This window comes from Rhodoferax sp. GW821-FHT07F03 (assembly GCF_059418745.1).
The window spans coordinates 355,287-374,300 of sequence record NZ_JBWKQM010000004.1 but is presented as its reverse complement, the minus strand read 5'-3'; the positions used below and the strand labels follow the sequence as shown (position 1 = coordinate 374,300).

The window sequence follows — 19,014 nt, the reverse complement described above, 5'->3', positions numbered from 1 at the left end:
TTTAAAATCAAAATGATAACGTTTACATTTAGCCGAGTCAAAGCTTGACAAGCCATGTACACGTTTACATAATTTGCACCAGGAGACAAGATGCAAGCCAGAAAAGCCAGTATTACCACCTTGGCCAAGGCCACCGGCCTGTCGTCGGCCACGGTGTCGCGCGCCCTGGCCGGCCTGCCCAGCGTGCTGCCCGAAACCCGCGACAAGGTGCTGCAGGCCGCCCGCGAACTGCACTATGTACGGGACCGCGCGGCGGTGCGGCTGAAGACTGGCAAGACCCATACCCTAGCCTTCATCCAGGACCGGCAGGACGCCACCCAGCTGGGCTTCAAGGACTTTCTGCTGGGCCTGGGCGATGCGCTGCAAGACACCGACTACCACCTGATCGTGCTACCCCAGCTGGCTGGCCACGACGCGCTGGACAGCGTGCAGTACGTGATCGAGCGCGGCCTGGCCGACGGCCTGGTGCTGTCCTATACCGCGCCGCAGGATGCGCGTGTGCGCTGGCTGCAGCGCATGGACTTTCCTTTCATCAGCTATGGCCGCACCCAACTGCCGGCGCACGACAGCGTGGACTTTGCCAACGAGCGCTTTGCCGACATGGCGGTGGAAACCTTGGTGGCGCAGGGCCGCAGGCGCCTGGGTATCCTGCTGCCGGCGGCAGACGCCAGCTTCCACCAGCATTTGGCCGACGGTTTCGCGCAGGCCTGCGTGCGCCTGGGCGTAGCCGGTGAATGCATACAGGCCATCAGCCTGGACGACCCGCCGGATGCCATCTACCAATGGACCCGCGCCCACGCCAGCGCATTCGACGGCCTGGTGCTGACACGCGAGGCGCCCATCCTGCCCCTGCTCAGCGCCCTGGCCGACAGCGGCCTGCAGGTCGGCCCGGGCGCCAGCCAGCAAATGGAGCTGGTCCTGCGCTACAGCAGCCCGCTGCCGCAGTACATACGCCAACCGTTCTGGGCCTGTTTTGAAGACATGCACCGCGCCGGCCACGCGCTGGGCAGCCGCATGCTGGCGCGCTTTGCCCAGCCCGATCTGGCGCCCCGCCAGCAACTTTTCACCCCGCCACCTCTGGAGCTATTCCATGCAACAAGCTGACACCAACCTCGACTTCCAAAGCCAGATCATTGCCGCCAAGCGCCAGCTGCGCGCCCAGATTCCCGACCTGAAAGAACGCTTCGAAGCACTGACGCGCAATATCGAAGCCCAGGTGGAAGCGATAGAGCGCGAGCGCGCCCAGGGCCTGCAGCCCGTACCCGAGGTGCAGTTCAGCCAGCTCGACACGCTGGACGCGGCGCAGATCGCCCGCATCAAGCAGCGCGGTTGCGTGGTGATACGCGGCGTGTTCGATCCGGCCCGCGTGGCCCAATGGAACGCGGACCTGGCCAGCTACATCAGCGACAACCACTACCTGGACAAACAGGTCAGCAAGCGCGGCATCGACAAGTACTTCAGCGCCCTGGCCAGCTCCAAGCCGCAGATCTACGGCATCTACTGGTCCAAGCCGCAAATGGATGCGCGCCAGTCGGTCGAGCTCGCCCAGACCCGGCGCTGGCTGAACCGGCTTTGGAACAACCTGCATGACGGCAAGCCGGTGTTCAACCCCGACCAGGAATGCACCTACTCCGACCGCGTACGCCAGCGCGAACCGGGTGACGCCTCGCTGGGCTTGTCACCCCACATGGACGGCGGCTCCATCGAACGCTGGATCGACCCCGGCTACCAGAACGTCTTCCGCCACGTGTTTGGTGGCGACATTAGCCAGTACGACCCGTTTGCCGCGGCCTACCGCACCGAAACCCACGAGATCCCCTCGCCCGCCGTGTGCAGCATGTTCCGCACCTTCCAGGGCTGGACTGCGCTGACGCCGCAAGGCCCGGGCGACGGCACGCTGAACCTGGTACCCATCGCCAACGCCATGGCCTGGATGCTGTTGCGCGCGCTACAGGACGACATCGCTGAAGACCAGTTGTGCGGCGCCCGCGCCGGCCGCGCCCTGGTCGCATCGCCCGAACACCACGCGCTGCTGCTGCGCGCCTACGGCCCCATCCCCAAGGTCAACGCTGGCGACACCGTCTGGTGGCACCCCGACACCATCCACGGCGTGGAAGACAAGCACTTGGGGCAGGGCTACAGCAACGTGATCTACATCGGCGCCGCCCCCGACTGCGCCAAGAACCAAGCATTTCTGGCCAAGCAGCGGCCGGCGTTCGAGGCCGGCAAGTCGTCACCCGACTTTGCGCCCGAAGACTACGAAGTGGATTTTGAAGGGCGATTTACACCCGCGGATTTGACACCACTGGGGCGCAGGCAAATGGGGTATGGCAGCTGAAATACTACAGAATTGATAGCTGTCAGCGCAGGTACTACCTGCGCTGACAGCTTATTTAGTTCGCAATTTCTTCACGCAATCAGTTGCTCGGTCTGCACATCGAAGCAGACCAGCTTGCCCAGATCGACCAGGAACTGCGTCTCCTGGCCCGGCGTCAGCGGCGCGTCGGGCTCGACCCGGGCGGTGAACTCATGGCCGCCCACATTCAGCACCACCAGGGTGTCGGCGCCGGTGGGCTCTATCACTTCGACACGAGCCTGCACCAAACGGTGCATGGCATTCTGGGTCGCGCCGTCGCGCACCAGGTCGATCGCCTCGGCGCGGATGCCGGCAATCACTTCCTTGCCGCGGTAGGCGTTCAGTCCGGCCGGCACCGAGGGCAGAGCGATGCGCACTGTCGGGCGGTCGCCCTGCTGTATCTCCAGCGCCAGGCCGGCACCGTCTTCCAATACACGGGCCTTGGCCAGGTTCATGCGCGGCGAGCCCATGAAGCTGGCGACAAAGGTATTCGCTGGGCGGTTATAAACCTCGTGCGGCGTACCCAGCTGCTGGACCACGCCGCCCTTCATCACCGCGATGCGCGTGGCCAGGGTCATGGCCTCGATCTGGTCGTGGGTCACGTAGACGATGGTGGCTTTCAGGCGCTGGTGCAGCTTCTTGATTTCGGTGCGCATGTCGAGTCGCAGCTGGGCATCCAGGTTCGACAGCGGTTCGTCAAACAAATACAGCTTGGGCTCACGCGCCAGGGCCCGGCCGATGGCCACGCGCTGGCGCTGGCCGCCTGACAGCTGGCGCGGCTTGCGCTCTAGCAGGTGCTCTATCTGCAGCAGCTTGGCGACGCTGGCGACGCGCTCGGTGCGCACGTTCTTCGCCACCTTGCGCATCTCCAGCGGGAACTCGATGTTTTTGGCCACCGTCATGTTTGGGTACAGCGCATACGACTGGAACACCATCGAGATGTTGCGCTCGGCCGGTGCCACCTGGGTGATGTCCTGGCCGTCCAGGCGCAGGCTGCCGGCAGTCGGGTCTTCCAGGCCGGCGATGACATTCATCAGCGTGCTCTTGCCGCAGCCGCTGGGGCCGACCAGCACCAGGAATTCGCCATCGGCCAGCGAGATGGTGATGTCGTGCAGTATCTGAACGCTGTCGAAACTCTTTTTGATGTGAACCAGATCTAACGAAGCCATGTGATTAACCTTTGACAGACCCGGCCATCAGGCCGCGGACGAAATATTTACCCGACACCAGGTAGACGATGAGCGTGGGGATCGCGGCGATGAAGGCGCCGGCGAAATGCACGTTGTATTCCTTGACCCCGGTGGAGCTGCTCACCAGGTTGTTCAAGGCCACCGTCAGCGGAAACGAGGTGTAGTCGCTGAACGAAGCGCCGAACAAGAACTCGTTCCAGATGTTGGTGAACTGCCAGATCACCGTGACCACGATGATGGGCGTGCTGTTGGGCAACAGGATGCGCCACAGCACGCCGAAGAAGTTGGCACCATCCATGCGCGCCGAGCGGATCAGCTCGGCCGGAAAGGCCGCGTAGTAGTTGCGAAAGAACAGCGTGGTGAAGCCGATGCCGTAGACCACGTTGACGAAGATCAACCCCTTCACCGTGCCGGCCAGGCCCAGAAAACCCAGGGTCTTGGCCATCGGGATCAGCACGATCTGGAACGGAATGAACACCGAGAACAGCATGGCCGCAAACAGCGCGTGGGCAAAGCGCATCTTGAACTGGGTCAGGATGTAGCCGTTCAACGCGCCGATCAGCGTCGAGATCACCACTGCCGGAATCACCAGCAGAAACGAGTTGATGAAATACGGCTTCAAGCCCGTGGCCTGCACGCCGATCTGCGCCGTGCTCCAGGCGCTGCGCCAGGGCGCCAGCGTCCAGTCCATCGGCAAAGACATCAGATTGCCGCTGCGGATTTCGTCCAGTGGTTTCAGCGAATTCACCACCATCACATACACCGGCAAGATGAACAGCAACGCCGTCCCGACCAGCACCACGTACAGCGCAATGCGCAGAAAGCGCGACAAGGTTTTATCCATTTTTGACCTTCCGCATTTCGCCGTACAAGTACGGCAGCACGACCACGCCGATGGCGATCAGCATCAGCACAGAGCTGGCCGCACCGACGGCCATTTCGTTGCGGGTAAAGGTGTACTGGTACATGAATACCGAGGGCAGCCAGGTCGAGCGGCCGGGGCCGCCATTGGTCAGCGCGATTACCAGGTCGTAGGACTTGATGGCCATGTGCGCCAGGATCACAAAGGCCGAGATGAACACCGGTCCGAGCTGCGGAATGATGATGCGCTGGTAGATCTGCCAGCTCTTGGCGCCGTCCAGGCGGGCGGCGTTGATCTGCTCAGAATCAACCCCGCGCAGGCCGGCCAGAAACATGGCCATCACAAAGCCGGTGGTCTGCCAGACGGCGGCAATCACCACGCAGTAGATCGCCATCTCCGAATCCTTGATCCAGCCGAAAGTGAAGTTGCTCCAGCCCAGGGTCTGCATGGTGTGCTCCAGGCCCACGCCGGGGTCGAGCAGCCACTTCCACGCCGTGCCGGTGACGATGAAGGACAGCGCCATCGGGTACAGAAACACCGAACGCAAGCCGCTCTCGGCACGCACTTTCTGGTCGATCAGAATCGCCAGGGTCAGGCCCAGTGCCATCGCAATCACGATGTACAGCGAGGCAAACACCCACAGGTTCGATAGCGCCACCGACCAGTTCTCCAGGCCCATCAGGCGGTGGTAATTGGCCGTGCCGACCCACTCGTACTGCGGCATCAGGGTAGAGGCGGTGAACGACAGATACACCGTGAACATGATGTATCCATAGACGCAGACCAGCACCAGCAAGGCGCTGGGCGTGATCAGCAGCTTGGGTAAAAAACCAGCTTTCATTCCGAACCTTACGAAGGAAATGGAAAGGCCGACGCTAGCGCGCCGGCCCGCACAAGCACAGGGCGAAAACCCGCCCGGCCAGCGCTTAGGACTTGGCTGCAGCGGCCAATTCAACAACGGCCTTCTTCGAATCGATCTGGCCGTTGAAGTGGCGCGTGATCACGTCGTAGAAAGCGTTCTTGATAGAAGCCGGCACGGCGTGGCCGTGGGCCATGGAGCCGACCAAGGTATTCTTGGTATTGGCTTCGGCGAAGTCCTTCATGCCCTTCTTGCCGCAATCGTCAAAGTCCTTGTCGGACACATCGGTACGCGCGGGCACCGAACCCTTGACCACGTTGAAGGCCGACTGGAAGCCAGGGTCCATGATGGCGGAGGCCAGCTTGGTCTGGGCTGCCACCTTGTCGGCGCCGACCTTGAACATCGCGAACTGGTCGGAGTTGAACGACACCACACCTTGCGTGCCAGGCACGCGGAAGCAGGAGAAGTCTTTGCCCGGCACCTTCTTCGCGCCGAGGAATTCGCCCTTGGCCCAGTCGCCCATGATCTGGAAGCCGGCCTTGCCGCTGATCACCATGCCGGAGGCCACATTCCAGTCGCGGCCGGAGAAGTCTTTGTCGACCAGCTTGCGCAGCTGCGACATGCGGTCAAAGGCCGTCAGCATGGTCGGCGAATTCAGCGATTTCGGGTCCAGATCGATCAGCGCCTTGCGGTAGAAGTCCACGCCGCCGGTGGAGATCACCACGCCGTCGAACATGGTGGCCTCTTGCCAAGGCTGGCCGCCGTGGGCCAGGGCGATGAAGCCAGCCTTCTGCAGCTTTTCACCGTCGGCCATGAATTCGTCCCAGGTCTTGGGGTCGGAGGTGATGCCGGCCTTGGCCAGCACTTCCTTGTTGGCCCAGACCCAGTTGGTGGAATGCACGTTCACCGGTGCCGACACCCACTTGCCATTGAATTTGGAGAAGCGCTGCAGCGCGGCGGGCACGGTCTTGTCCCAGCCTTCTTTGGCGGCCACGTCGTTCAGGTCGGCCAGCACGCCTTGCTTGGCCCAGTCCTGGATGTCGAAACCCAGCATCTGCACGGCGGTGGGCGGATTGCCGGCGGTGACGCGGGCGCGCACGGCGGTCATGGCCTGCTCGCCGCCGCCGCCGGCGACCGGCATGTCGTTCCACTTGATGCCCTGCTTTTCCAGATTGCCCTTGAGCACGCCCAGCGCCGCAGCCTCGCCACCCGAGGTCCACCAGTGCAGCACCTCCACGCTTTGTTGCGCCATGGCCGGAACGGCAAAGGCAGCGGTGACCGCCAGCCCGATGAGTGTCTTCTTCATGCCTTGTCTCCTATCTCGTTATGGTGAGGGCACAGCACAGGCGGCGCCCGTTGGATCCGGGCTTGCAATGCAGCGCCGAACTCATTCATTGTTCATTAATTAACACCAGCAGCAGCAAGTGTTTTCCCTGTAAATGCGGCAATTTCGCCCGCGAGTACTACCGCCCCTTTTCCAGCACCTGCACCACTACACCGCCAGCCCCCAAAACATTCGCAAAAATATGGCTGACCGTCTATCTGTAGCCATCGCCCCCGCACCAGCTTGCACCAGATGCAGCGCAACCAGTTGCCGCAGATTCAACGCCGCCCAGACAATTGACTGCCGCCGCGGTCGTCCTTGGGGCTGACGGCAAAACGGGTGCGATACGCCCGCGAAAAATACGAAGGCGACTCGAATCCACACGCCACGCTGATGGTCAAAATGCCCATATCGGTCTGCTGCAGCAATTGGCGAGCGCGGTCCAGCCTCAAGCACAGATAGAAATGCGAGGGGGTGTCTTTGAGGTGGGTGCTGAACAACCGCTCCAGCTGCCGGCGCGTCACACCGATGGCCGCGGCCAGGGCATCCGCCGACAGCGGCTCCTCGATATGCTGCTCCATCACACCGATGACCTGTATGGTCTTGGGATTGTGGACACCATAGCGTGCGGCAATCTGCATGCGCTGGTGGTCCGAAGGGTTGCGTATACGCCCCAGCACAAACTGCTCGGACACAGCCGTGGCCAGGGCATGCCCGTGGCGGCGCCCCATCAGGTCCAGCATCATGTCTATGCATGCCGTACCACCCGCGCAGGTGATACGCCGCCCGTCGATCTCAAACAACTCCTGCGTCACCACCCGCCCTGGGAAACGCTCGTGAAAAGCCGATATCGCCTCCCAATGCAGTGTCAGCTTTTGGCTCTTCAGCAATCCGGCTTCGGCCAAGATAAAGCAGCCGGTGTCAATAGCCCCCAAGGTGGTACCCGCCCGGTCCAACAGACGCAGCCAAGCCCCTAGTGCCGGGGTGTAGTGGTCCATGGGATTAAAAGCAGAAACCACAAACAGGGTTTCTGCCTGCTCAACCGATGCAAATGCGCCGTCAGCATGCAGGGACATGCCGTTGCTGGCCGTCACCGGGCCACCATCCGCACTCAAGATATGCCAACGGTACAAGGGGCCACGGAAGCGGTTGGCCACCCGCAGCGGCTCCAATGCGGACACAAAGCCCATCATGGAGAATTCCGGCAGCAGCAAGAAGTGGATTTCCTGCGGAGAGGTGGATGGCATGACCATAGCCGTATTTTGTAGCAGGTAGTCCATGGGACAGGTCAGAAAAGATCAAACCGGCTTCGCCTGAAAGCGGGCTATCGCGGCGACCAATGCCGCGTACAAATCGTCCACTGCGCCACACGCTCCGCGGGCACGCAGGCAGCCATGTACCAGCCCTGCGCCCCAATACAGTTCTGCCCTGCCTCCCGCATTCTGCAAGTGCTCTACGTAGGCCACACCTTCATCGCGCAAGGGGTCAAACTCGGCAACAGCCACAAAGGCCGGCGGTAAGTCCACATAGGAAGCAGCGGCCAACGGTGCGGCCCGTGGGTCATTCCGCATCGTCAAATCGGGCAGATACAGCCGTAAAAAATCGACCATGTCCGCAGCCCGCAACAGCGGTGCATCCGCGTGCTCGGCATAAGACGGCTGCGTGCAAGGGCTGACCAGCGCCGGATAGAGCAGCGCATGCCCGCAAGGGCCGGGCAATCCCTCCCGGGCCAAGGCCAGGCACAGAGCCGCAGCCAGATTGCCGCCAGCGCTGTCCCCGGCCACCACCACGCGCCGCGGGTCCAGGCTCAGTTCATCATGCCCGGCGTGCACCGCCAGCCATGCGGCATAGCTGTCTTCAAAGGCCGCAGGAAAAGGGTGCTCCGGCGCCAGTCGGTAGTCCACGGCAATCACCATGGCTTGCAGGCTGGCGGCCAACGCAGCTGTCAGGAACTCATGAGAATCCAGTCCGCCCAATACCCAGCCGCCCCCATGAAAGTACAGCACGCAGGGCCAACCCGAATCAGGTGCGGCTCCCTCTGGAACATAACGACGGACCGCCACGGCGTGCCCTGCCGCGGCCAGTATCTGGTCCGTGGCAATAACACCGGCAGGACGCGGCGGCGTGAATACCTCGCACATGCGTTGGTAGGCCGCGCGCTGTGCAGCCAGGTCGTCGGCATCGGAAGTCAAGGCCTCGGTACGCGCCACGAATTCGGCCAAACCAGGGGCTAGCAAATATGCGGACATGGTGTATCCAGAAACTCAGGACGCCCGTTGCTGGGCACGCTCCAGTATGCGGATACGCGACAGCAACTCGTCCCGGTCCACATAGCAGCCCTGCAAATGGCGCGCACCGCTTGCCGGGTCGAATGCGGTGCGGGCATGCAGCACACGCCGATTGTCAAACACCCACATATCGCCAGGCTGCAGGCGCCGGCTGACGCAGAACCGTGGCTCCCGCGCCAGCTGGGTGAAACGGCGGTAAGCCCGGTACAGCACGGGCATCTGCTCGGCAGGCACATCGAACGGGGCGCGCAGAAAATTGGCACACCGGACTTCCACAATCGTGCCAAACGGGTCCAGCTGGATGATGGGCGCGGTGCAGCGGTAGTCGGTATGCGGCTCCTTGTTGCGAAACTCCACCGGCGTACCGCTCAGCACCGCGAAATCGTCCGCATGGTGCTCCCGCAATGCGCTGGCGACCGCAAAGCCATCGACAAACAGACTGTCGCCGCCCACCGCCCCATTCACCAGGCAGTGCAGAAACTGCAAACCCGGCTGCAGCTCGCGTGTCGGCAAATCGGTGTGCGGCGGCAGATTGAAGGAGGTGTAGGCATTGCTGTCCGGCTTGGGCTTGGACGCCACATCGAACAACAAGCCGAAATTGCTTTCCCGGATAAAAGAGATACGTTTTGCGGCACGGCCTACCGTGCCCAGCTCGGTCGGGCAGCCGCGCAACAAACACAGGCCCACATCACGCACGGCCAGCAACCATGCGTGTAGCGCGCTGTCGTCCTGCATGATCTCCTGGAAATCGAAGCATGGCAAAGACTGGTTGCGCTCCGCACCCCAGAGCTGCCGGGGAGCCACGGCCCGACGCCGCTCGGCGCGCGATTCGGCATCGTAGGCATGTGCACGCAGCCAGCCGACATGGAAGGCACTGGCATGGCCATCCTCCCACGCAATCTGCAGCCCTCCCTGGGCATCTAACGACACCTGGCGAGGAAGCAAGTCTTCGGGCATATCCGGCACCTCGAAAACCTGCTCGCGTGTCACCGGATAAACGCAATGCGCACAGGGACAGTTGTCGCGCAGCCAGACAAAGTGGAATGCGCTGGAACGCCCGTCCGTCCACCGCACCCGCGCTGCATCTCCCTCCACGGTTACGTCCGCCACGGCATGCGTCACGGGATAGGTCCGCCAATCGGCCACGGTGGCTACTGCTTGCATTTCGCTACTCCTTCCAGGTTGAGGACTGCAAGGTACGTTGCCTGGCCGCGGCTTGTTCGCCCGATAGCGACCTTTCGTAGCCTTGGTGCGACGCTGGAGGGGAAATGAGAGGATGCCTTGTTGACGATTGCGCATACGGGTCGCACCAGGGCTACGAAGGGTCGCTATGGAGCGATGCCAAAGGCGCTGCCCCCCTTACCTTTAGGCCAACGCGGTCGACATTGAAGAAACGCGTTCCCCCCATTGGGGCTTTACCACCCAGTTCCTGCCAAACCCTTGTTATTTCTACGGAGCAATTATGAAAACGCTTACCCGGTATGCCTGTTTCCTGTTCACAGCTCTGCTCACCCTGCCAGCCTTGGCGGATGAGCCGGAAAGCTGCCGCAACGTACGCTTTGTCGATATAGGCTGGAGCGACATCACCGCCACCACCGCCCTGGCCAGCACGGTATTTGAAGGCCTGGGCTACAAGCCCAGCAAGACAATGGCATCGGTGCCGATTTCTTTCGCCGGCCTGAAAAGCAAGCAGATCGATATTTCCCTGGGCTACTGGAGCCCCATCCAGACCCAGATGGTGGAGCCATTGGTGCAGTCCAAAAGCCTGCTAGTGCTGGACCCACCGAATCTGGTCGGCGCCAAGGCCACCCTGGCTGTGCCTGCCTATGCCGCCGATGAGGGGCTGAAGGACTTTGCCGACATTGCCAAGTTCCAGAAAGAGCTCGACGGCAAGATCTACGGCATAGAAGCCGGCAGCAGTGCGAATGCGCACATCCAGGCCATGATTGACAAGAACGAATTTGGCCTGGGTGGGTTTAAGCTGGTGCAGTCCAGCGAGGCCGGCATGATGTCCGAGGTGACCCGCGCGGTCCGGCAAAAGAAGAAAATCGTCTTTGTGGGCTGGGAACCGCACCCCATGAATATCGAGTTCAAGATCAGCTACCTCAGCGGTGGCGATGCGGTATTCGGCGCCAACTTTGGTGAGGCCAAGGTCTACACCCTGGTGGCCACAGACTATCTGGACCGCTGCCCCAATGCGGGCAAGCTGGTCTCCAATCTCCAGTTCAGTACCGATATGGAAAGCCGCTTGATGATCCCCATCATGGCCAAGGTCAACCCGTCGACCGCCGCCAAGGACTACCTCAAAAAGAACCCGCAGGTGCTAGATAAATGGCTGATCGGCGTCAAAACCGTGGATGGCAAAGACGGCCTGCCCGCTGTCAAAACCTATCTGGGCCTTTAAGCCACAGCTGAACTTCCCCGTCGGCAAGCCCGCCGACCATCCCCCATATCAACACGGCAGCCAGGGCCGGCTCCGGCCAGCTGCCAATGGAGAGTATTCCGTGAACCATGAAATCATCGTCACCTGCGCCGTCACAGGCGCAGGCGACACTGTAGGCCGCCATCCGGCCGTGCCCGTGACCCCCCGGCAGATTGCCGATGCCGCAGTAGAGGCGGCCAAGGCAGGAGCCACGGTCGTGCACTGCCATGTGCGCGACCCCGAGACCGGCAAGGGCAGCCGCAATCCAAACCTGTACCGCGAACTTGTGGACCGCATCCGCTCTTCAGGCGTGGACATGGTGCTGAACCTGACCGCAGGCATGGGTGGTGACCTGGAAATTGGCGCGGGTGAAGACCCCATGCACTTCGGCAAGGGCACGGACCTAGTCGGCGGCCTGGCGCGGCTGATCCATGTGGAGGAGCTGCTGCCCGAGATTTGCACACTGGACTGCGGAACCCTGAATTTTGGCGATGGAGACTACATCTACGTGTCCACGCCAGCCCAGCTGCGCGCTGGCGCCAAGCGCATCCAGGAGCTGGGCGTGAAGCCAGAGCTGGAGGTGTTTGATACCGGGCATCTCTGGTTTGCCAAGCAGCTGCTGAAGGAAGGCCTGCTGGACGAACAGCCCTTGTTTCAGCTCTGCCTGGGCATTCCCTGGGGTGCCCCGGCCGACACTACCACCATGAAAGCCATGGTGGACAACCTCCCCCCCGGGGCGATATGGGCAGGCTTTGGCATAGGCCGGATGCAAATGCCCATGGTGGCCCAAGCCATGCTGCTGGGCGGCAATGTGCGCGTGGGCCTGGAAGACAACCTCTGGCTGGACAAGGGCGTCTACGCCAGCAATGGCAGCCTGGTAGAGCGCGCAATAGACATCATCCAGAAACTGGGCGCACGCCCTCTGACACCCGAAGAAGGCCGCAAGAAACTGGGCCTCAAAAAGCGCGGCTGAACCACCTTGCCGCCCCCGCAACCCTTGGAAAGTCACCGCATGACCGTCATCACCTCCATCAAGACCTTTGCCGCACTGGGCGTAGGCGTTATCGGCAGCGGCTGGGTCGCTCGCGCCCTGGCCCACGGCCTGGACGTCACTGCCTGGGACCCGGCCCCCGGCGCAGAACAGCAGCTGCGCAGCAATATTGCCAATGCCTGGCCTGCATTGGAGCGCGCCGGCCTGGCCCCGGGTGCATCGCCCCTGCGGTTGCGCTTTGTGGACACCATCGCAGACTGCGTGAAAGACGCCGACTTCATCCAGGAAAGCGCCCCCGAGCGCGAAGACCTGAAGCGCCATTTGCATGCGCAAATCAGCGCCGCAGCCAGGCCGGACGCCATCATCAGCTCCTCCACCTCGGGCCTGCTGCCGTCCGACTTCTATGCCGATGCCCTGCACCCGGAACGCTGCGTGGTAGGTCACCCGTTCAACCCGGTTTATCTACTGCCCCTGGTGGAGGTGGTGGGCGGCCAGCGCACGGCACCGGAAACCATCGCCGCTGCTATCAAAATCTATAGCACGCTAGGCATGCGTCCTCTGCATGTGCGCAAGGAAGTGCCCGGCTTTATTGCTGACCGGCTGCTGGAAGCCCTGTGGCGCGAGGCCTTGCATCTGGTCAACGAAGGTGTGGCCAGCACTGGCGAAATAGACGACGCCATCCGCTTCGGTGCGGGAATCCGCTGGTCCTTCATGGGCAGCTTTCTCACCTATACCCTGGCCGGTGGCGATGCCGGCATGCGGCACTTCATGGCCCAGTTCGGCCCGGCGCTGCAACTGCCATGGACCAAGCTGGTGGCGCCTCCGTTGACAGATGCCTTGATCGACAGCGTGGTCGAAGGCACGACGCAACAGCTGGGCGAGCACTCCATCAAGCAACTGGAACGCTACCGGGACGACTGCATCCTCAGCGTGCTGGACGCGGTGGCCGCCGCCAAGTCACGCCACGGCCTGCGCAGCGGGGAGTGAGATGGACAGTCTTGCAGCCGCCCCCCTGCCCCTGCTCACACAGACGGTCCAGCCTGAATGGGTGGACTACAACGACCATTTGCGCGACGCCTTTTACCTGCTGGTCTTCAGCTATGCCAGCGATGCGCTGATGGGCCAACTGGGGCTGGATGCCGCCGGCCGGGAGCGCCTGCACAGCAGCATCTACACGCTGGAGTGCCACATCAACTACCTGCACGAGGTCAAGCTGGGCAGCGAGCTGCAGGTGGACATGCAGCTGCTGGCGCATGACAGCAAGCGCCTGCACATCTATTTCAGCATGTACCGACCGGACCTGAGCGAGCCGGTGGCCGTGAGCGAGCAAATGCTGCTGCATGTGGACACCCGGGGCCCCAGGTCCGCCCCCTTCAGCGCCGAGGTGCTGGCGCGTGTGCAGGCCCTGTACGTCGCGCACCGCCAGCTGCCCCGGCCCCGCCATGTGGGCCGGACCATGGGCCTTCCCCCGCAAGCCACCTAGCTGCGCACCAGCACCGCGGACTGGGCGCTGTCGCGGGAAGAGCCGCCCACCACGAAGCTATAGCTGCCACTAGGCGTTTGCCAGCGGTGGGTGGTGGCGTTCCAGATGCTCAGGCGCTCGGGCTTCACGGTGATGCTGACGGCCTTGCTCTCGCCGGCCGCCAGTTGCACCTTTTCCCAGGCCACCAGGCGTTTGGGCGGCTCGCCGGCCGCTGCCGGCAGGCCGGCGTACACCTGGGCCACCTCGGCGCCGGCACGCGCGCCGGTGTTCTTCAGCGTGAAGCCCACCGTCACCGAGCCGTCGCTGTTGGAGCGGGTGCTGATGCCGCTGTAGCTGAAGCTGGTGTACGACAGGCCGTGGCCGAAGGGGAACAGCGGCGTGATGTTTTGCGCGTCGTACCAGCGGTAACCCATCTTCAGGCCCTCGCTGTAGTTCACCGTCAGGTCGGTCGCCGAGATGGCCGCCTGCAGCAGGTCGCTTTCGCTTTGCGGGAAGGTCAGCGGCAGCTTGCCCGAGGGGTTGACGGCGCCGAACAACACGTTGGCAATCGCCGGGCCGCCCTGCACGCCGGGGTACCAGGCCTCGACCACCGCGTTCACATTCGCCAGCCAGGGCATGGTGACGGCGGTGCCGGTTTCCAGCACCACCACGCTGCGCTTGGCGGCGGCGGCCACGGCGGTGATCAGGGCGTTCTGGTCATAGGCCTGATTGGCCGGGTCGGCGGCGTTGTTGGGCAGGCTCAGGTTCGGTAGGTCCGCTCCTTCGGTTTGCCACTGGGTAGCAAAAACGATGGCCACGTCAGCCGCTGCGGCTGCGCTGGCCGCAGCGGCGGGGTCGCTACCGTCCAGGTAGGTGACTGTGGCGTTGGGAGCCATGGCCCGGATGGCGGCCAGCGGTGCGGACTTGTACCAGACGGCACACGAGCCGAACGTGCTGGTGTTGGGCACCAGGCAAGTGACGGCATTGCCATCGCGGGCGGGCACCGCGCCGGAGCCGCCGCCCGAGATCACGCCCGCATCCGCATGGCCGCCAATGACCACAATGGTTTGCGCTGCCGTGGTACTCAGCGGCAGCACATTGGCCGTGTCGCCGCTGGCCACTGCGTTCTTCAGCAGCACCATGGACTGTTCGGCGACCTTCTGGGCCACGGCATTGCCTGCGGCCTGGTCAACGGTACCACCGGCCTTGGGAGGCGATGCCATTACACCGCTGGCGTACAGGGTGCGCAGCTTGCGCAGAACCATATCGTCCAGGCGGGCCAGCGGCACGGTACCGGCTTGGACGGCGGCCTTGAGCTTCTGGTTGAAGCTCGTGGCAGGCAAAGCGAAACTGCCAAAGGAGGTAGGGGTGTAGTCGTCGGCACTGCCAGCTTCTTCTTCGTCCAGCCCGGCGTTGGCGGCACGCACGGTATCGGTCACCGCAAAGAACCAGTCGGACTGGACGATGCCTTTGAAGCCCCACTCGGTCTTGAGCACATCAGTCAGCAGATACGCGCTTTCGCAGGCTTTGACGCCGTTGAGCAAGTTGTATGCGCACATCACGTTACCGGGCGCGCCATCTTTGACACCCATCTCGAAGGGCAGCAGGTACAGCTCGCGCAAGGTGCGTTCGTCAATCACCGAATTGGAAGTGAAACGGTTGGTTTCCTGCTCGTTGCCTGCGAAGTGCTTGATGGTGGCAATCACTTTTTGCGACTGCGTGCCCAACGTGCGCTGCGTAATCATGTTGCCTGCCAGTACCGGGTCTTCACCCATGTACTCAAATGTGCGGCCATTGCGCGGCTCACGCGCCAAATTCACACCGCCGCCCAGGCCTTCGGCAAAGCCCAGGGCCCGCAGTTCGGTGGCGATGGCGCTGCCGTAGCTGTGGGCCAGCGTTGGGTCCCAGCTGGCGGCCAGGGCGATGGGGGCCGGGTACGGCGTAGCGTTCGAGCCCACCACGTTGACCCCGCCGGCCGAGTCGGCATTGGTCAGATTGGGTATGCCCAGGCGGGGAATACCTTTCACCACGCCTGCGCCGCCGAGAGCGTCCGGCACGCCATAACCCTCGCCGTGGACCAGCTGGATTTTTTCGTCCAGCGTCATCTTGGCCAGCAGCGCAGCGGCTTGTTGGTCTACGGTGGGGGCATCGTCGCCGCCGCAGCCGTAGAGTAGTCCGGCGGTAACAAGGGCGATGACGAGGGGGCGTTTGAGGTGCACGGTTTTGTCTCCTTATGGTGTGTGATCCGCGCCCGGCACGGGCGGGTCAGCGGCACTGTAGCCAGGGGAGACACCGCAGGATTGACCTGCGGGAGCAGCACTTTACCCAGAGGTGCAGGACTGCAAAGAAAAGTGAAACAAGATGAAGCTAATGGACGGTGGCATCCGCCGCCTGCTTGCGAAACTGCGATGGCGACACGCCAAACGCGCCCGAGAAAAACCGCGAGAACGCGCTCAGCGACGAGAAACCCAGTAGGTCGCTGATCTCGGAGATCGGGCTCTGCGCCTGCAGCAGCATGCGCCGGGCCTGGGCCGCACGCACGCTACCCAGCACCTCCTGGAAATGCGTGGCCTCCAGCTGCAGCCGCCGGTTCAGCCCCCAGCGTGAAGTATTGAAATGCGCACAGGCCTGGACCAGCAGCTGGCTGCCGCTGCCGATGGCGTCGCCGGCTGCAATCGCCTGCGCCAGAAAGCGCTGCAGGCCCAGGGCAAAGGTCTGCGCCGGCTCCAGCCGGGCCTGCTCGGCCCGCGCCTGGCCGAGGAAGAAGGCATACAGGTTCGGGTTGTGCTGCGCATAGGGCTGGTCGCAGGCCGGGGCCTGCAGCAGCAGGCGGTTGCGCGCCTGGCCGAAACGCACCTCGCAGCCCATCGCTGCGCGCAACTGGGCGACCGGTGCGAAGGGCTCGCCGGTCAGCTCCAGCACGCAGGCACGGCCGCCTTCCGGGTCGTAGTGGCACACGATGCGGTGCAGCAGGAAGAAGTTGCCAAAGGCGCTGAAGGCGTTGCCGCCGCTGTCGTCCAGCTGGTAGTCGAATTCAAACTGCATGCCTTGGCGCAGGCAGCGGATCACGTCCACATTGCCGATCAGGCTGCGGTGGTGGAAGTAGGCCCCCAGCCCGGCCGCCAGATTCGGCGCATTCGCCACCACCGCGTACAGCGTGGGAAAGGGCTGCAGGCAGGCCTGGATGTCGAACTGCCAGTAGTCGCTGGGCACGGGCATGTACTGCACCAAGCGCATGGCGGCCAGGTGTTTGGCGGCGCAGATGCGGGCCTGGGGCGACTCCAGCTCCCAGGCGGCGATGCCGGTCAGGCGCTGGAACTCCTGCGGACCGATGCCGTGTTGCTCGGCTCCGTCCATGCACAAGCGCACCAGGGTGCTGGTGACCGAGCGCTGCTCCGGCATGCGCCAGGCATCCAAAGCGGCGCCGCAGTCCCAGACGGGCGCCGCACCGTCCATGGCCGGGTCGGCATAGTCTTGTTGCCAGTCTCGTTGCCCCATCGCTTGTCTCCTGTCTCGCTGCCTGCGGGCGAACCGGCTGGCAGAGCCTCCAGATTCTTGTATTTTGGAGGAGGCGTTTTCCCTGAAAATCGTTTGAGCCAAATCAGGCTCTAGCGCAGATGGTAGCTGCGCCAGCAGCTATTGAATCGATAGTGCCGGCTGCCGGTGCAAAGCAGGGTCTTCCGCCCCTAGGCGGAACACCGCCACGGTGTCCACCAACTCCTGTGACTGGGCCTTAAGGCTGCTGGCGGCGGCGGCCATCTGCTCCACCAGGGCGGCGTTCTGCTGGGTGGTCTGGTCGATCTGCGACACCGCCTCCGACACCTGGGCCACGCCGGCGTTCTGCTCACTACTGGAGGCGCTGATCTCGCCCACGATATCGGTCACGCGGCGGATGCTGGCCACCACCTCGGCCATGGTGCTGCGCGCCTGGTCCACCAAGGCACTGCCCTGCTCTACCCGCTGCACGCTGGTGGAGATGAGCTGCTTGATTTCTTTCGCCGCGTCGGCGCTGCGGCTGGCCAGGTTACGCACCTCGCTGGCCACCACCGCAAAGCCACGGCCTTGCTCGCCGGCGCGCGCGGCTTCGACCGCTGCATTCAACGCCAGGATATTGGTCTGGAAGGCGATGCCGTCGATCACGCTGATGATGTCGCTGATCTTGCCGGATGCCTCGTTGATGCTCTTCATGGTCGCCACCACCTGGCCGACCACCTCGCCGCCCTGCACCGCCAGGGTGGAGGAGCCGCGCGCCAACTGGTTGGCCTGCTGGGCGCTCTGGTCGTTGTGCTGCACAGTGGAGCGCAGCTCTTCCATAGAGGCGGCTGTTTCCTCCAGGGCGCTGGCCTGGTGCTCGGTACGGGCGCTCAGGTCATGGTTACCCTGGGCAATCTCGGCACTGGCCGAGGCCACGTGCTCGGCGTTGCTCTGCACGCTGCGCACGATGCCGGCAAAGCTGGCCTGCATGCGCGCCATGGCGTGCAGCAGCTGCTGGGTTTCGTCATTGCCCACCGGCTGCACCGGGCGTGACAGATCGCCCTCGGCCAGTGCGTCGGCAATGCTGACGGCATAGGCCATGGGCTGGGCCAGGCGCCGGGCCAGCCACAGCGCGGCGGCCACCAGCAACACGATCGCCAGCACCAGCACAGCACCCACCTGCATCTGGCCCTGGCCGACCACAGCGGCCGAATGCGCGCTGTTGGCGGCCACGTCTTTTTCAATGGCCCGCACCTGCACGGCCATCTGGGTTTCCAGCTCGCCGAAGATGCGGTTGAACTCGGGCACTGCGCCGGCCGCGGCGGCCCCCTTGGCGGCCAGGTCCTGCACGCGGCTGGCGGCCTCGGTGTATTGCTTCACCAGGGGCTGGGTCTTGTCGATGACGGCCTTCACGTCGGGCGACAACGGCAAGGCCTGCAGGCTCTGGAAGGCGGTGTTGAACTGGGCCACATGGTCGGCCAAATCCTTTTGCGAGCGCTCCAGCTGCGACTTGTCGCGGCCAATGGCGCCGAACAGGGCCAACAGCACATCGCCGCGCACCGCGCCCTGCATCATGGCGGCCTGCTGGCTGCTCTGCACGGCTGCGCCCATTTGCACCGACTCGCCGAAGGCACCGGCCAGGCGCCCGGCGCTGAGCAGGCCTACGCCGCCCACCACCGCGGCCATCACCGCGCCCGCCAAACCGATAGAAAGTACCTGGTTACGCAATTTCATAGCAATTCCGTCTGACGAAGGGTCTGCCCCAAGGGGCGTACGCAGGCCACCA

16 protein-coding genes are annotated in these 19,014 nt (G+C 63.4%); 6 read left to right on the top strand and 10 right to left on the bottom strand.

All coding sequences use genetic code 11. The annotated features are described in order from the left end of the window. Window positions 1–90: 90 nt before the first annotated feature. Together AC07R0_RS08165 and AC07R0_RS08160 are read left to right on the top strand one after the other, a co-directional pair. A complete protein-coding gene (locus tag AC07R0_RS08165) occupies window positions 91–1,104 on the top strand; it encodes a LacI family DNA-binding transcriptional regulator (RefSeq protein WP_495104436.1) in 1,014 nt (337 codons plus the stop codon). Beyond that, the gene (locus AC07R0_RS08160) at window positions 1,091–2,338 is read left to right on the top strand and encodes a YbiU family protein (RefSeq protein WP_495098997.1); all 1,248 of its coding nucleotides are present in this window, start codon (window positions 1,091–1,093) and stop codon (window positions 2,336–2,338) included. Before AC07R0_RS08165 ends, AC07R0_RS08160 begins: the two co-directional genes overlap by 14 nt. Before the next feature lie 71 nt (window positions 2,339–2,409). Here AC07R0_RS08160 and AC07R0_RS08155 read toward each other — a convergent pair whose 3' ends face one another. The 7 genes from AC07R0_RS08155 to AC07R0_RS08125 form a co-directional block, all read right to left on the bottom strand. Next, entirely contained in the window at window positions 2,410–3,525 is a 1,116-nt protein-coding gene (locus AC07R0_RS08155) for an ABC transporter ATP-binding protein (RefSeq protein WP_495098996.1), read from the bottom strand. A 4-nt stretch (window positions 3,526–3,529) separates the two neighbouring features. Beyond that, window positions 3,530–4,390: a carbohydrate ABC transporter permease gene (locus AC07R0_RS08150; RefSeq protein WP_495098995.1), complete on the bottom strand. Its 861-nt coding sequence runs from the start codon at window positions 4,388–4,390 to the stop codon at window positions 3,530–3,532. Next, window positions 4,383–5,249, bottom strand: a complete 867-nt coding sequence (locus tag AC07R0_RS08145) for a carbohydrate ABC transporter permease (protein ID WP_495104435.1) — start codon at window positions 5,247–5,249, stop codon at window positions 4,383–4,385. The genes AC07R0_RS08150 and AC07R0_RS08145 overlap by 8 nt, the downstream gene beginning before the upstream one ends. Before the next feature lie 85 nt (window positions 5,250–5,334). Beyond that, on the bottom strand, window positions 5,335–6,573 hold the full coding sequence (locus tag AC07R0_RS08140) for an ABC transporter substrate-binding protein (RefSeq protein WP_495104434.1): 1,239 nt from the start codon (window positions 6,571–6,573) through the stop codon (window positions 5,335–5,337). 296 nt (window positions 6,574–6,869) lie between these two features. Next, the gene (locus AC07R0_RS08135) at window positions 6,870–7,838 is read right to left on the bottom strand and encodes a GlxA family transcriptional regulator (RefSeq protein ID WP_495098994.1); all 969 of its coding nucleotides are present in this window, start codon (window positions 7,836–7,838) and stop codon (window positions 6,870–6,872) included. A gap of 51 nt (window positions 7,839–7,889) precedes the next feature. Beyond that, window positions 7,890–8,840 carry an alpha/beta hydrolase gene (locus AC07R0_RS08130; RefSeq protein WP_495104433.1) on the bottom strand — a complete coding sequence of 317 codons (951 nt, stop codon included), beginning with the start codon at window positions 8,838–8,840 and terminating at the stop codon, window positions 7,890–7,892. Window positions 8,841–8,855: 15 nt separating this feature from the next. After that, window positions 8,856–10,043 carry a gamma-butyrobetaine dioxygenase gene (locus AC07R0_RS08125; protein WP_495104432.1) on the bottom strand — a complete coding sequence of 396 codons (1,188 nt, stop codon included), beginning with the start codon at window positions 10,041–10,043 and terminating at the stop codon, window positions 8,856–8,858. Between the two features lie 298 nt (window positions 10,044–10,341). Here AC07R0_RS08125 and AC07R0_RS08120 point away from each other — a divergent pair, with 298 nt between their 5' ends. From AC07R0_RS08120 to AC07R0_RS08105, 4 genes are all read left to right on the top strand, one after another. Beyond that, window positions 10,342–11,283, top strand: coding sequence for a choline ABC transporter substrate-binding protein (locus AC07R0_RS08120; RefSeq protein WP_495098991.1), 942 nt, complete (start codon window positions 10,342–10,344; stop codon window positions 11,281–11,283). 100 nt (window positions 11,284–11,383) lie between these two features. Continuing rightward, window positions 11,384–12,274, top strand: a complete 891-nt coding sequence (cdhC, locus tag AC07R0_RS08115; protein ID WP_495098990.1) for a 3-dehydrocarnitine:acetyl-CoA trimethylamine transferase CdhC — start codon at window positions 11,384–11,386, stop codon at window positions 12,272–12,274. A gap of 39 nt (window positions 12,275–12,313) precedes the next feature. Continuing rightward, window positions 12,314–13,279 (top strand): L-carnitine dehydrogenase, encoded by a 966-nt coding sequence (locus AC07R0_RS08110; protein ID WP_495098989.1) that lies wholly within the window; start codon window positions 12,314–12,316, stop codon window positions 13,277–13,279. Window position 13,280: 1 nt separating this feature from the next. Then, window positions 13,281–13,775: a thioesterase family protein gene (locus AC07R0_RS08105; protein WP_495098988.1), complete on the top strand. Its 495-nt coding sequence runs from the start codon at window positions 13,281–13,283 to the stop codon at window positions 13,773–13,775. Here the strand turns inward: AC07R0_RS08105 and AC07R0_RS08100 are convergent. The 3 genes from AC07R0_RS08100 to AC07R0_RS08090 form a co-directional block, all read right to left on the bottom strand. Beyond that, window positions 13,772–15,973, bottom strand: a complete 2,202-nt coding sequence (locus AC07R0_RS08100; RefSeq protein WP_495104431.1) for a beta-glucosidase — start codon at window positions 15,971–15,973, stop codon at window positions 13,772–13,774. The genes AC07R0_RS08105 and AC07R0_RS08100 overlap by 4 nt on opposite strands. Before the next feature lie 148 nt (window positions 15,974–16,121). Then, window positions 16,122–17,252 (bottom strand): helix-turn-helix transcriptional regulator, encoded by a 1,131-nt coding sequence (locus AC07R0_RS08095; protein ID WP_495104430.1) that lies wholly within the window; start codon window positions 17,250–17,252, stop codon window positions 16,122–16,124. 138 nt (window positions 17,253–17,390) lie between these two features. Next, window positions 17,391–18,962 carry a methyl-accepting chemotaxis protein gene (locus tag AC07R0_RS08090; protein WP_495104429.1) on the bottom strand — a complete coding sequence of 524 codons (1,572 nt, stop codon included), beginning with the start codon at window positions 18,960–18,962 and terminating at the stop codon, window positions 17,391–17,393. Window positions 18,963–19,014 lie beyond the last annotated feature (52 nt).

What these genes read in the sequence shown, in the direction of transcription:
- AC07R0_RS08165 (WP_495104436.1), top strand. Translation starts at nt 91, where the DNA reads ATGCAAGCCAGAAAAGCCAGTATTACCACCTTGGCCAAGGCCACCGGC.
- AC07R0_RS08160 (WP_495098997.1), top strand. Translation starts at nt 1,091, where the DNA reads ATGCAACAAGCTGACACCAACCTCGACTTCCAAAGCCAGATCATTGCC.
- AC07R0_RS08155 (WP_495098996.1), bottom strand. Translation starts at nt 3,525, where the DNA reads ATGGCTTCGTTAGATCTGGTTCACATCAAAAAGAGTTTCGACAGCGTT.
- AC07R0_RS08150 (WP_495098995.1), bottom strand. Translation starts at nt 4,390, where the DNA reads ATGGATAAAACCTTGTCGCGCTTTCTGCGCATTGCGCTGTACGTGGTG.
- AC07R0_RS08145 (WP_495104435.1), bottom strand. Translation starts at nt 5,249, where the DNA reads ATGAAAGCTGGTTTTTTACCCAAGCTGCTGATCACGCCCAGCGCCTTG.
- AC07R0_RS08140 (WP_495104434.1), bottom strand. Translation starts at nt 6,573, where the DNA reads ATGAAGAAGACACTCATCGGGCTGGCGGTCACCGCTGCCTTTGCCGTT.
- AC07R0_RS08135 (WP_495098994.1), bottom strand. Translation starts at nt 7,838, where the DNA reads ATGCCATCCACCTCTCCGCAGGAAATCCACTTCTTGCTGCTGCCGGAA.
- AC07R0_RS08130 (WP_495104433.1), bottom strand. Translation starts at nt 8,840, where the DNA reads ATGTCCGCATATTTGCTAGCCCCTGGTTTGGCCGAATTCGTGGCGCGT.
- AC07R0_RS08125 (WP_495104432.1), bottom strand. Translation starts at nt 10,043, where the DNA reads ATGCAAGCAGTAGCCACCGTGGCCGATTGGCGGACCTATCCCGTGACG.
- AC07R0_RS08120 (WP_495098991.1), top strand. Translation starts at nt 10,342, where the DNA reads ATGAAAACGCTTACCCGGTATGCCTGTTTCCTGTTCACAGCTCTGCTC.
- AC07R0_RS08110 (WP_495098989.1), top strand. Translation starts at nt 12,314, where the DNA reads ATGACCGTCATCACCTCCATCAAGACCTTTGCCGCACTGGGCGTAGGC.
- AC07R0_RS08105 (WP_495098988.1), top strand. Translation starts at nt 13,281, where the DNA reads ATGGACAGTCTTGCAGCCGCCCCCCTGCCCCTGCTCACACAGACGGTC.
- AC07R0_RS08095 (WP_495104430.1), bottom strand. Translation starts at nt 17,252, where the DNA reads ATGGGGCAACGAGACTGGCAACAAGACTATGCCGACCCGGCCATGGAC.
- AC07R0_RS08090 (WP_495104429.1), bottom strand. Translation starts at nt 18,962, where the DNA reads ATGAAATTGCGTAACCAGGTACTTTCTATCGGTTTGGCGGGCGCGGTG.